The sequence below is a fragment of the Thiomonas sp. OC7 genome (assembly GCF_900634595.1).
GTDB lineage: Bacteria > Pseudomonadota > Gammaproteobacteria > Burkholderiales > Burkholderiaceae_C > Thiomonas > Thiomonas arsenitoxydans.
In genome coordinates this window covers 338976-351031 of sequence record NZ_LR131953.1, presented here as the reverse complement: position 1 = coordinate 351031, position 12056 = coordinate 338976, and the positions used below count along the sequence as shown (strand labels likewise).

The window sequence follows — 12056 nt, the reverse complement described above, 5'->3', positions numbered from 1 at the left end:
GGTTTACTCCTTGCGCCAGATCACTTGAGACAGGTGCGGCGCAACAGTGGACGGCATGACAGCGGGCGGCGCCGAGTTGGCAGGCCGCGACCGGACTGCCGAAAGAATGGGTTGCTCGAGCGCGCCCTGCAATGCGCCGAGCGCCTGCCATTGATCGGTGCGCGCTTGCAGTGCTGCCTGCTCGGTGGACAGAAGTCGCAGTTGCGCACGCAGGGCAGGTTCCGGTCCAAGCAGTCCGCGGTGCTGGGCGGCAAGGTCGGCGTTGAGCAATGCCCGATTGGCGGCGATCAATTGCTCGGCCTGACGCACCCGGTCTTGTGCGGCTTGCAGGGCGGTTTCCGCCCGTTCGATGCGCACGAGCACTCGCGCCTGCGTTTGCTTGAGCAGGGCCTCTCGCAAACTCAAACGCGCGCGGGCGGCAGCGATCTGGCCCTGATGCTGGTTGAACAGGGGCAGAGGGATGCGAGCGCCGAGCAGCAAACGGTTGACACCCTGATCGCGCTCGGCACCGGGGGCGATCGACGGCGGCCCGCCGTCTCTCTGGGCCTGCGCCAGTCGCAGAGCCGCCTGCGCCGAGAGCACCTCTTGCCAGGCGGCGCGAACATCGTCGCGCTGTTCCAGCGCCTTGCGCCGCAACTGCGTTAGCTGGGTTGCATCTGGAAGGGTTGGAAGGCTGCGAAGCGCAGAAAAGTCGATTTTCACTCCCTGCAGCGCGGCAACCGGCAGACCCATCGCACCGGCCAGAGCGACGCGGGCGGCGCCTTCCGCGCCGATGTCGAGGCTCTTTTGCAGGGCGGCGTTTTGTGCGGCCTGCTGGGCCAACGCGGCGGCCAGTGGCGAGTCCACACCCGCTTGCGCCCGTGCGGCGGTGCGGCCTTGCAAGGCTAGATCGGTTTCCAGCACTCGTTGCTGAAGATGCGCCCTTTGCTGCGCCGCCCAAAGCGAGACATAAGCCTGTTGCACTTGGTCGCGTACCGTCCAGCGCGCGCCGCTCAGCAGCAACTGCGCAGCGTGCACGCCCGCCTCGGCACGCGAGGTCTGTGCGGTGCGTTGAGCTTGCGATTGCAGCAGCAGGCCGATGGCCATGCCCACAGTCCACGGGCTCGGCGCCAGCAGCCCGGCTGCGGCGCCGTATTTCAGACCGAGCTGCAGACTGGGGTTGGGATACTGGCGGGCGATCTGCAAGTCGGCCTGGGCCAGTTGCGCGTTGGCGCGGCTCACCTTCAGGCTGGGGTGAAAGTAGAGGGCGGCCAGACTCAGATCTTGCAGCGTCCAGGGCTGGGCGATTGGGTGCGGCGTCCCCGTCTGCAGGGCGATGAAACGCTGCAATCGCGGATCGAGCAGGCTGCGGTGTTGCAGTGCATGGGCGCTGGCTTGCGGAGTGACTTCGGGGGGCAAAGCCGGTGCGCTCGCGCAACCGCCCAGCAGCGCTGCGAGCAGAGCTGCAAGTAGCAATCGACCCGCGTAAGAGCGGTTTGATGAGCGTGCTGTCATCCCCGCATGCTGCACTGCGGGGCTTGACGCCGACATGAAGTCCGCATGACGATTCCGTCATGTTGCAGACCGATACGTCGCTCTGCCAGCGGCGGGCCGACAATGCGGGGATGCGAATTCTCATTGTCGAAGACGAGGCCAAAACGGCGGCCTATCTCAAGCGCGGGCTCGGGGAGAACGGCTTCATCGCAGATGTCGCCGTCGATGGCACGGATGGTCTGCATCTGGCGCTGACTCAGCCGTACGACTTGATCGTGCTCGATGCCATGCTGCCCGGCCGCGACGGCTGGAGCGTGCTGAGCGAACTGCGGGCGCGGCAGACCACCCCGGTGCTCATGCTCACCGCGCGCGACGGCGTGGCCGATCGGGTACGCGGGCTGGAGCTGGGCGCCGACGACTATCTGGTCAAGCCTTTCGCGTTTTCTGAGCTGCTGGCGCGGGTGCGCAGCGTGCTGCGGCGCGGTGTCACGCGCCTGCCCGACGTGATGGAAGTGGCCGATCTGCGGGTTGACATGCATCGCCAGCGCGCTGAGCGCAGCGGGCAGCGGCTGGCGCTCACCCCCAAGGAGTTCGCGCTGCTGGCGCTGTTGTCACGACGCGCTGGCGAGGTGCTGTCGCGCACCCTGATTGCCGAACAGGTCTGGGATATGAACTTCGACAGCGACACCAATGTGGTGGACGTACACATTCGTCGCTTGCGCAGCAAGCTCGACGAGCCCTTCCCCGCACCGCTGTTGCACACCGTTCGCGGGGTGGGTTATGTATTGGAAGTGCGCGATGCAAAGTGATTCGACCGAGGCCGTGGTCGCTTCCCGGCCTTCCCCGCGAACCCAGGCAGGCGAGGGCCGAAAGAGGCAAGGCATGGGCCTGCTGGGCTGGACCGACTTTGCGCTGCGCCGTCTGCGCCAGTACGGGCTGCCGCCGCGCTCGCTGGCGGCCTGGATGGCGGGAGCGTTTTCGCTGACATTGGCGCTCATCCTGCTGGCGGCAAGCTGCTGGGTGTACTGGGGCCTGAGCGCGCGCATGATGCAGGAAGACCGCGAGTCGGTGCTGCGCAAACTCGATACCGTTGCCGCGCTGCTGCAGACCCACCCCGTGCAAAGTGATGAGGTGGGGCAGGAGGCTTATCTCAAGCTGCCGCCGGATGCGCCGCGCGACCTCTACCTGCGCCTGCTGGACGCTCGTGGGGCCGTGCTGCTGCAAACACCGGGCTTCAGCCGTGCGCTGAATGAGGCCGCTTTTCTCACGCCGGGCGTTGAGGGAGCGCCGCGATTGCATGAAGTGCATCTGCCTCACGATCAGCATTACCTCACCGCCCTGCTGCCGCTGACGGCGCGGGTTGCGGCCGGGGCAGCGCTCACACCCATGCGCCTGGAAGTGGCGCTGAACCGTACGGCGGAGTCGCGTATTTTGGCCGATTACCGGCTCCGCCTTTCGGCGGTGCTGCTCGCGGCCATTCTCGCTGCGGCCGCGGCGGGTTATGGCATCGCCTGGCGCGGTCTGCGTCCCTTGCGGCATATGGCCGATTCCGCGCGCGGTATCGGTGCGCAAGACCTGCACAAAAGGCTCGATACCCAACGCCTGCCCGCAGAACTGCAGACGCTCGCCCTGGCCTTCAATGCCACCCTGCAACGGCTGGAGGAATCGTTCGGCCGCATCTCCCAGTTTTCCGCCGACATGGCGCATGAATTGCGCACACCCATCACCAATCTTTGGGGCGGGCTGGAGGTGGCGCTGGGCAGGCCGCGTGAACCGGGCGAATACCGTGAGGCGCTCGAATCGGCGGTGGAGGAGTGCGAGCGTCTGTCGCAAATGATCCAGACCCTGCTATTTTTGGCGCAGACCGAGCATCCAGATGCCGCGCTGCGGCTGGAACGGCTGGATGTCGCGCAGGAACTCCGCACCCTGGCCGACTTCTTCGAAGCAACCGCAGCCGAGGCCGAGGTGCGCCTTTATGTGCGGGTGACACCGCAATTGGCCTTTCAAGCCGACCGCATGCTGCTCCAGCGGGCCATGGGCAATCTGATCGGTAACGCCTTGGCGCACACCCCGCGCGGCGGCGCGGTGACGCTCTCAGCGCATCCACACAGCGGCGCAATACGTATTGAAGTGGCCGACACCGGATGCGGCATCGCCGCCGAGCATCTGCCGTATCTGTTCGACCGCTTTTACCGCGCCGATGCCGCACGCAGCCGAAGCCGCGGCGGGTTGGGCCTGGGCCTGGCCCTGGTGCGCAACATCGTGCGCCTGCATGGCGGCGAGGTCAGCGTCGAGAGCATTCCGAAGCACGGAACCCGAATGATGCTGGACTGGCCCGCCTGAAAACAGCGCAGGGGCGCTGATCAGAGGGCCGCGATGGTCGCCTTGTCTCTCGCGGCTTTCAGTGATTGTCGCGTCCGTGACCGTTGCCTGGCCCATGGTCAGGCCCGTATCCTTGCTGTTCCCGATCATGCCGATCCGGGCCGCGTCCGTGGTCTGGGCGTTGTCCCGGGGGGCCGCCCTCGGGGCGATAACCGGGGCGGGGCGACTCGGCGCGGAAACGCTTCCATTGCGGATCGCGGTCGTGGCGATAAGCGCGGTCTTGGGCCCGCTGCCAGTCGCGATCATGGAATTGGCGCAGGCCGGGCGGAATGCGTGCGGCGCGATGCCAGGGCCCGCCGTAGTGCGGGCCGGTGTACCAACGTCCACCGCTGTTGTAGTAGTAGATGCCGCCAAGGTAGAACAAAGGCTGCGATACCCCCAGCGCGACATAGCCGCCGAATTCGGGGAGCCAAATCATGGTGGGCGGCGCCGCGACGACTACGGGCGGCGGCGCATACACCGGCTGCGGCGCCACATAGACCGGTTGCGGAGGCGGCGTGCCAATGCTGAACTGAATGCTCACCGGGGGGCCATCAGCGTGCGCAGGCAAAGCCCAGACGCAGGCGCTCAGGAGGAGGGCGGGGAATGCGAGATTTGGTTTCATGGGATACCAACGGAGACGATCAGGGAAAGTTGACAAGTGGGTCTTGCCATCGAACTGAAATAGGGGTGGTCAGCTTACAAGACTTGAGCCGTAGCGCAGCTTGCCTACACTGCGGTAACCAACCGAGAAAACTCCAACATGACGACGACTGCCTATCTTCTCACCATTGACGCCCACGATCCCACGGGGGGCTCGGGCCAGACGGCCGATCTCGCCACCTGGGCTGCGCTGGGCTGGCGCGGGTCGAGCATCACGACGGCGCTGACCGCGCAGAACTCCTACGGCGTGCAAGGCGTGCAGGCTGCGGACGTGGCCTTGCTGCGCAACAGCCTGCGCACCTTGCTGGCCGATGGCGAGCCCGCCGCAGTGAAAATCGGCATGATCAGCCATGCCGCGGTGGCCGAGGAGGTGGCGCAGTTTGCCCAAGCGCGGCAGTGCCCGGTGGTGTGGGACCCGCAACTGGCTTCGGCGGACGGCTCTGAGCCCTGGGCCCAGGCGCACGGTGGCGGTCTGGCCATACGTCTGGCGCAGCGGGCCGATCTCATCACCGCTAACCGCGCGGAGGCCAGCGCCTTGCTCGATCTGCCTGCCTGGGAGATGGGGCCTCCGCCGGCCACATGGGTTAACGCGATTCGCAGCCGCTGGCTGGAAGCGGGCGCGCCGCATCGCGCCGTGGTGGTGAAGGGCGGCAATGCCTGGGGGGCGCACAGCACAGATTGGTACATCACCAGCAGCACGGTGCTGCCGCTCGTCAGCCGCCGCCTGCCGCGCAGTGCGCATGGTTCAGGCAGCGTTCATGCCAGCGTGTGCGCCGCGCGACTGGCTGAGGGCTGGAGCGTGCTCGACGCCGCTGCCGAGGCGCAGTTGCGAGCGCATGCCGGCATCGATCAGGCCATTGCGGCCGGACCGGGGCGGCCGAACACCCGAACCGACGCGCGGGCTGACAGCGACGATCTGCCCTGGCTGCCGTTGCCGGGGCAGTCTGAAGAGGCGCCGCCCGATTTCGCGCGGCTCTCCGGGCAGATCGGGTTTTATCCCGTCGTGCCCGATACGGATTGGGTGTTGCGTCTGCTGGAGTGGGGCGTGTGCACCATTCAGCTGCGTATCAAGGAAATCGAGGGCGCGGCCTTGCGCATGCAGATTCGCGAAGCCGTGCAGGCGGCGCGAGAGGTGCCGGGCACGCAGTTGTTCATCAACGACCACTGGCGCGAAGCCATCGAGGCGGGCGCTTATGGCGTGCACCTCGGGCAGGACGATGTGCATACCGCCGACCTGCCCGCCATCCACACGGCCGGGCTGCGTCTGGGTCTGAGCACTCATACCCCGGCCGAGATCGCCCGTGCGCATGCGCTTCGGCCTTCCTATATTGCGCTCGGCCCGGTCTTTCCCACCACGCTCAAGGCCATGCCCTATCGCCCGCTGGGCCTGGAGCGCCTGACTCAGTGGCGGCAGTGGTTGTCCCCGCGCTACCCGGTGGTGGCGATCGGCGGCATCAGCCTGGGGCAAATGTCGGCGGTGCGGGCCACCGGGGTATCCGGCGCGGCGGTGGTCAGCGCGGTGACGCAGGCGGTCAACCCGCGCCTGGCCGTGCGCGAGGCCCTGCACATCTGGCCGGCCTGCGCTGACGAAGCCGTGGCGCAGGCGATGGTTTGAAGCGCAAAGTTTGAACAGTTGACGCTGCAAAAATGAAGTCTTGCTGAAATTCGGCGTTTGGTTACCACCGTTCTGTGAAATATCGTCGCGGACGTAAATGGATGCAATAAACGAGATGTTTGGTTTGAATTGACATACTCGCTGGACTATGGTTTGTGCAGGTCGGTTGTCGCACAGGTGTCGTGGTGTGGTGAATTCGGCCACCGGGGTTGGGCTCTCTTTCCCCGGATCCACAACTCACTTGAGGAGAACGCCATGAGTGCAGCAAAACCACGGGTCTTGATTCTGGGCGGCAATTTCGCGGGCCTGGGCAGTGCGCAGGAAATTCGCAAGTACGCGGGCGACAGTGTGGACATCACGGTCATCGACCGCAAACCCTACCTGTTGTACGTCCCCAATATTCCGGCAGAGGTGTTCGAGAACCGCAACCCGCAGCTCACCATGACCATGGACATCCTGGAGCCGCTGCACGACATTGGCGCGCGCTTCATTCAGGGCGAAGTCACCGCGCTCGATGTGGATGCCAAACGCGTGGACTACGTGCCCAGCGAGCGCCCCGGCGCAGCGCCCACCTCCACGACCTACGACTATCTGGTGGTGGCCTTGGGCAACCGGCTGGCGTTCGACAAGATCGAGGGCTTCGCGCAGTTCGGCCACACCGTCACCGACAACACCTACGGCGAGGCGCTGCGCCAGTATTTGATGCACGACTACAAAGGCGGGCCGATCGCCATAGGCTCGGCGCGCTTCAACCAGGGCGATGGCGCCAAGGGGCTGGAGCCGTATCCCGGCGGCAGCATTCCTGCAGCCGAGGCCGCGTGCGAAGGCCCGCCGGTCGAAACCATGCTGGCCTGCGCCACCTGGTTAGGACAAAACGGCAAGGGCGGGCCGGACAAGATCACCGTGTTCACCCCGGCCGCGTTGATCGCCGAAGACGCTGGCGAGAAAGTGGTCGGCCAGTTGCTCGACATCGCCAGCGGCATGGGTTTTCACTACATGAACAAGACGAAGGACATCAAGCGGCTGACCAAGGAGGGCGTGGAATTCGCCAACGGTCAGTCGGTCGAGGCCGAGTTGAAAATCATTTTCCCCGACTGGACGCCGCACGCCTTTCTCAAAGGCTTGCCGATCAGCGACAGCGAAGGCTTCATCATCACCGACTTGCTGATGCGCAACCCAAAATATCCCACGGTCTTTGCTGCGGGAGATTGCGCCGCCGCCACGCTGCCCAAGCTCGGCGCCATTGGCCACCAGCAGGCTGAAATCGTCGGCAAGCAAATTGCCAAGGACATGAAGCGGCTCACGGCCGAGCAGGCCGATGGCAAGCTCCAGCCTGTGGTGTATTGCATTGGCGACATTGGCAACAACCAGGCCTTCTACATCCGCTCCAACTCCTGGTTCGGCGGCGACACCCAGGTGCTCAAGCTCGGTCACATTCCCTATCTGCTGAAGATGCAGTACAAGAATCTGTTCTTCCGTTCCAAAGGCAAGATGCCGCCGTGGGGCCTGGACGCCGCCCGCATCATGGCCGAAAAAATGACGGCTTGAGCCAGCGCAACGGGAGACCACCATGGACATGATCGATACCTCGAAGGCGACCGCGGCCGCCCCTGCACTCAACCCGACGCAATGGGCCGCGCTAGGCCGTATGGCCGACCGCTATGCACAGGCCGAAGAACTGGGCAGTTTTGCGGTGAAAAACCTCGGCGGCGAAATGACCGAAGCGGTGCTCACGCTCACTGAACTGGTGCAAGACCCCAAGCTGCTGCCAGCCGTGCGCGAGCTGCTCGCCACCCTCGTCACCCTCTACGAAGTGGGCGCTTTGCGGCAATTGCGCGATAACGCCATCCTCGCGGCAGAGGGGCTGCGCGACACCGACCTCAACGCCACCATGACGCAGATGCTCAAGCTGCCCGACAGAATCAGCGCAGTGATCGATCAGGCCAGTCAAGCCTCCGACGAAAAACACCTCGGCGGCTTCGGCGGCCTGATGCACATGCTGCGCGACAAGGAAGTGCAGCACGGCATCCAAACCCTGGCCCGCATGGCGGGGGCGCTGAACAACAACGACCCTGACAGCAAGGGAGCTGCGGGGCATTGAAGCCCGAGTCTTACCTCAGGCTTGCGGGGACGCGGTCAATTCAGCGCGCAGGCGGTTTTTCAGAATCTTGCCGGTGGCGCCCAAGGGAATGGCCGGGACGAAGACCACATCGTCCGGGATCATCCATTTGGCCACCTTGCCTTCGTAGAACGCCAGCAGCTCGTTGCGCTCCAGCGCGCAGCCTTCGCGCTTGACCACGACCAGCAGCGGCCGTTCGTCCCACTTCGGGTCGGGGCGGGCGATGCAGGCGGCCATGGCCACGGCAGGGTGGGCCATGGCGATGTTTTCCAGTTCGATGGAGCTGATCCATTCGCCGCCGGACTTGATCACGTCCTTGGTGCGGTCGGTGATCTGGATGTAGCCGTCGGCGTCGATGGTGACCACGTCGCCCGTGGGAAACCAGCCGTCCTGCAATGGGCTGGGCGTCTCGCTGCGGTAGTAGTCGCTCGCAATCCACGGCCCGCGCACCAGCAAGTTGCCGGTGGATTTTCCGTCCCACGGCAGGTCGTCGCCGTTGCCGTCCACCACCCGCACATCCACTCCGAAAATCGGCCGCCCCTGCTTGACCTGAATGGAAAATTGCGATGCTTTATCCAGTGCCAGGTGTTTGTTTTTCAGGCTGCACAAGGTGCCCAGCGGGCTCATTTCGGTCATGCCCCAGGCGTGCAGAACGTGGATGCCGAGTTCCTCTTCGAAGGCGCGGATCATGGCCGGGGCGGCCGCGGCGCCGCCGATCACCGTGCGCTGCAAGCTGGGAATTCTGACCTTGTTGTCGCGCATGAAATTGAGCAGTCCGAGCCAGACGGTGGGCACGCCGGCGGCCAGGGTCACGCCCTCGTCGCGCATCAGTTCGAACAGCGATTTGCCGTCGAGCGCCGGGCCGGGGAACACCAGCTTGGCGCCGGTCAGCGCCGCCGCGTAGGGAATGCCCCAGGCGTTGACGTGGAACATGGGCACCACGGGCAACACGCTATCGCGCGCCGACAGGTTCATCACATCGGGCAGGGCGGCGGCGTAGGCGTGCAGCACGGTGGAGCGGTGGCTGTAGAGCACGCCCTTCGGGTTGCCGGTGGTGCCGCTGGTGTAGCACAGCGAGGAGGCGGTGTTTTCGTCGAACACGGGCCAGGCGTAGCGGGTGGGTTGGGCTGCGAGCAATTCGTCATAGCTCAGCACCCCTGGAATGGCCTCGGCCAGATCGGCGGGTAGGGCGCCAGCTTCGCACAGCGCCACCCAGTGCTTCACGCCGGGGCAATGCGCGGCGACGGCCTTGGCAATGGGGGCGAAGGTGAGATCGAAGCACACCACGCGGTCATCCGCGTGGTTGATGATCCAGGCAATCTGCTCGGGATGCAGCCGGGGGTTGAGGGTATGCAGAATGCGCTCGCTGCCCGACACCCCGTAATACAGCTCGAAGTGGCGGTAGCCGTTCCAGGCGAGCGTGCCCACGCGGTCTTGCGCCGCCAGCCCCAGCGCGTCGAGCGCGTTGGCGCACTGCGCGGCGCGCTGCTGCACTTGGGCATAAGTGGTGCGGTGAACATCGCCCTCTACCCGGCGAGAGACGATTTCGGTGTCGCCGTGATAGCGCGCAGCGAAATCGAGCAGGCCAGAAATCATCAGCGGATGGTTTTGCATCAAGCCCAGCATGGCAGTCTCCTGTTTTGTGATGTTTACCAATTGTTGCATTGCCGGGCTGAGAGGTGCATGACAGGGTATTCACTGGAGTTTGCGATCATTGGGCTTGCCACTCTCGCCATCCCGCCCATGACCGTACCCGTTTCTGTTTTTGCACCTGGCCAATCCGGCTTGATCTGCGGCTATCTGTTCGATGCACAGGGGCGCGGCCAAGCGCTGGATCTGTACCAAGCCGAGCGTTGGTTCGGTGATGCGGCGCCGACGGAGGGGGAGTCTTTCGTCTGGCTGCATTTCAACGCGGCCAATGTCACCGCTGAAAAGTGGTTGCTGGCGAACCTGCCGCATGCCGCGCATTGCTTCGAGACCCTGCGCGAGGGGGTGCGTTCCACCCGGCTGGAAGTGGTGGATCAGGCGCTGGTGGCCGTGGTGAACGATGTGGTGTACGACTTCGCACAGCGCGAATCGCTGCAGGTCTCCACCCTGTGGATGAGTGTGGAGCGGCGCCGGGTCATCAGCGTGCGCATGCAGCCGCTGCGGGCCATCGACCGCCTGCGAATCGCGGTCAAGGCGGGCGAGACGTTTCCCTCGCCGCTGTCGCTGGTCGATCATCTATTGCGCGATCAGGCCGACGAACTCATCGCCATTCTGCGCGGCGCCGCCAGCAAGGTTGATGCCATCGAAGATCAGCTGCTGGCCGGCCGTCTGGGCCGACGCCGGGTGCAACTCGGTGCGCTGCGCCGCAATCTGTTGCGGCTGCAACGCCTGCTGGCGCCTGAACCCGCGGCCATGTTCCGCCTGCTCAGTCGTCCGCCGCAAAGCCTCGGGCCGCAGGACTGGGAGGAACTGCGGCATTCCACCGAGGAGTTCTCGGTGGTGCTGCGCGATCTCGTGGCGCAGCAGGAGCGTATCAAGCTGCTGCAGGAAGAAATCGCCGCCAGCATTGAAGAACGCACCGGGCGCACCCTGTTCGTGCTCACCGCGGTGACGGTGGTGGCGCTGCCGATGAATGTGATCGCCGGCCTGTTCGGTATGAACGTGGGCGGCATTCCCTTCGCGGAAGACAAGGCCGGGTTCTGGACCATGGTGGCCGTGGTGCTGACGGCCTCCGGCCTGCTGGCGTGGCTGCTGTTTCGTCGGCGAGACGACTGACCTCTTTAGCGCGTCACTTCGACCAGCCGAATTAGGCGGTTGCGCCCGCGAGATAGTCAGGCACGCCGCTTGCCCCGGCGATGGACTGGGATTCAGTCCGTTTGCCGCAAGCGGTGAGAAGGGGTGCCGCAGAGATGGCGGCAAAGCACATCACGGGAACGATTCGTGTCCGCATGGCTCACCCGACTTCCACGCCGGGCGTGTGACTTACTCGCCCAGAGCGGCCATGCCGCCGACCACGGCGTGCATGCCGGCATCGACGTGCAGAATCTCCGCGGTGATGCCGGCCGCCAGATCGGACAGTAAAAAGGCCGAAGCGTTGCCGACCTGCTGGGTGTCCACATTGCGGCGCAGCGGGGCGTTGGCCTCGTTGAACTTGAGCATCTTGCCGAAGTCGGCAATACCCGAGGCGGCCAGGGTTTTGATCGGCCCGGCGCTCACGCCGTTCACCCGCATGCCGCGCGGGCCCAGCGACTCGGCCATGAAGCGCACCGTGGCTTCGAGTGCGGCCTTGGCCACGCCCATGGTGTTGTAGTTGGGCACCACGCGCTCTGCGCCCAGGTAGGTCATGGTGATGAGCGAGGGCATCTGGCCCGCCTCCACCGATTTGCTCAGCAGCGGCAACGCGGCCTTGGCCAGCGCGGGGAAGGAATAGGCCGAGATGTCGTGGGCGATGCGGAATCCTTCACGAGAAAGGCCGTCCATGAAGTCGCCGGCAATCGCCTCGCGCGGCGCGAAACCGATGGAATGCACCAGGCCGTCGAGTTGCGGCCAATGCGCCGCCAAGCCGCTGAAGGTGGCCTCGATCTGGGCGTCGTCGCCCACGTCGCAGTCGAACACCAGGGTGCTGCCGAACTCGGCGGCGAATTCGGTGATGCGTTGCTTGAAGCGTTCGCCCACATAGGTGAACGCCAACTCGGCGCCCTCGCGGTGGCAGGCCTGGGCGATGCCGTAGGCGATGGAGCGGTTGGACAGCAGACCGGTGATGAGAATGCGTTTGCCTTGAAGGAATGCCATGATGGGGCGCTTTCAGTTGTGATGCAGTCTTGCGGGGGTTTGCCA

The 12056-nt window shown here is 65.1% G+C and carries 10 protein-coding genes; 6 read left to right on the top strand and 4 right to left on the bottom strand.

The annotated features are described in order from the left end of the window. Window positions 1–3 precede the first annotated feature (3 nt). Window positions 4–1455, bottom strand: coding sequence for a TolC family protein (locus tag BIO17B3_RS01695; protein ID WP_156052760.1), 1452 nt, complete (start codon window positions 1453–1455; stop codon window positions 4–6). Window positions 1456–1604: 149 nt separating this feature from the next. On the opposite strand from BIO17B3_RS01695, the gene BIO17B3_RS01690 reads away from it, so the two are divergent. Together BIO17B3_RS01690 and BIO17B3_RS01685 are read left to right on the top strand one after the other, a co-directional pair. Beyond that, on the top strand, window positions 1605–2282 hold the full coding sequence (locus tag BIO17B3_RS01690; RefSeq protein ID WP_172979101.1) for a heavy metal response regulator transcription factor: 678 nt from the start codon (window positions 1605–1607) through the stop codon (window positions 2280–2282). Then, window positions 2272–3816 carry a heavy metal sensor histidine kinase gene (locus BIO17B3_RS01685; RefSeq protein WP_232054151.1) on the top strand — a complete coding sequence of 515 codons (1545 nt, stop codon included), beginning with the start codon at window positions 2272–2274 and terminating at the stop codon, window positions 3814–3816. The genes BIO17B3_RS01690 and BIO17B3_RS01685 overlap by 11 nt, the downstream gene beginning before the upstream one ends. A gap of 58 nt (window positions 3817–3874) precedes the next feature. Here BIO17B3_RS01685 and BIO17B3_RS01680 read toward each other — a convergent pair whose 3' ends face one another. Next, on the bottom strand, window positions 3875–4459 hold the full coding sequence (locus BIO17B3_RS01680) for a hypothetical protein (RefSeq protein WP_156052758.1): 585 nt from the start codon (window positions 4457–4459) through the stop codon (window positions 3875–3877). A 138-nt stretch (window positions 4460–4597) separates the two neighbouring features. Here BIO17B3_RS01680 and BIO17B3_RS01675 point away from each other — a divergent pair, with 138 nt between their 5' ends. The 3 genes from BIO17B3_RS01675 (at window position 4598) to BIO17B3_RS01665 (ending at window position 8213) form a co-directional block, all read left to right on the top strand. After that, window positions 4598–6112, top strand: coding sequence for a thiamine phosphate synthase (locus tag BIO17B3_RS01675; RefSeq protein WP_156052757.1), 1515 nt, complete (start codon window positions 4598–4600; stop codon window positions 6110–6112). Between the two features lie 255 nt (window positions 6113–6367). Next, the gene (locus BIO17B3_RS01670; protein WP_156052756.1) at window positions 6368–7660 is read left to right on the top strand and encodes an NAD(P)/FAD-dependent oxidoreductase; all 1293 of its coding nucleotides are present in this window, start codon (window positions 6368–6370) and stop codon (window positions 7658–7660) included. Between the two features lie 22 nt (window positions 7661–7682). Beyond that, on the top strand, window positions 7683–8213 hold the full coding sequence (locus tag BIO17B3_RS01665; protein ID WP_156052755.1) for a hypothetical protein: 531 nt from the start codon (window positions 7683–7685) through the stop codon (window positions 8211–8213). 15 nt (window positions 8214–8228) lie between these two features. Here the strand turns inward: BIO17B3_RS01665 and BIO17B3_RS01660 are convergent, their stop codons facing one another. Beyond that, complete coding sequence (locus BIO17B3_RS01660) at window positions 8229–9857, bottom strand: 3-(methylthio)propionyl-CoA ligase (RefSeq protein ID WP_156052754.1); 1629 nt, start codon at window positions 9855–9857, stop codon at window positions 8229–8231. Between the two features lie 117 nt (window positions 9858–9974). On the opposite strand from BIO17B3_RS01660, the gene BIO17B3_RS01655 reads away from it, so the two are divergent. Next, entirely contained in the window at window positions 9975–10994 is a 1020-nt protein-coding gene (locus BIO17B3_RS01655) for a transporter (protein ID WP_156052753.1), read from the top strand. Window positions 10995–11201: 207 nt separating this feature from the next. Here BIO17B3_RS01655 and fabI read toward each other — a convergent pair whose 3' ends face one another. Next, window positions 11202–12011, bottom strand: a complete 810-nt coding sequence (gene fabI / locus BIO17B3_RS01650) for an enoyl-ACP reductase FabI (RefSeq protein ID WP_013122955.1) — start codon at window positions 12009–12011, stop codon at window positions 11202–11204. Window positions 12012–12056 lie beyond the last annotated feature (45 nt).

Bases quoted from the DNA above. Each gene is read 5' to 3' on its own strand.
- BIO17B3_RS01690 (WP_172979101.1), top strand. From the start codon at position 1,605: ATGCGAATTCTCATTGTCGAAGACGAGGCCAAAACGGCGGCCTATCTC.
- BIO17B3_RS01685 (WP_232054151.1), top strand. From the start codon at position 2,272: ATGCAAAGTGATTCGACCGAGGCCGTGGTCGCTTCCCGGCCTTCCCCG.
- BIO17B3_RS01680 (WP_156052758.1), bottom strand. From the start codon at position 4,459: ATGAAACCAAATCTCGCATTCCCCGCCCTCCTCCTGAGCGCCTGCGTC.
- BIO17B3_RS01675 (WP_156052757.1), top strand. From the start codon at position 4,598: ATGACGACGACTGCCTATCTTCTCACCATTGACGCCCACGATCCCACG.
- BIO17B3_RS01670 (WP_156052756.1), top strand. From the start codon at position 6,368: ATGAGTGCAGCAAAACCACGGGTCTTGATTCTGGGCGGCAATTTCGCG.
- BIO17B3_RS01665 (WP_156052755.1), top strand. From the start codon at position 7,683: ATGGACATGATCGATACCTCGAAGGCGACCGCGGCCGCCCCTGCACTC.
- BIO17B3_RS01660 (WP_156052754.1), bottom strand. From the start codon at position 9,857: ATGCTGGGCTTGATGCAAAACCATCCGCTGATGATTTCTGGCCTGCTC.
- BIO17B3_RS01655 (WP_156052753.1), top strand. From the start codon at position 9,975: ATGACCGTACCCGTTTCTGTTTTTGCACCTGGCCAATCCGGCTTGATC.
- fabI (WP_013122955.1), bottom strand. From the start codon at position 12,011: ATGGCATTCCTTCAAGGCAAACGCATTCTCATCACCGGTCTGCTGTCC.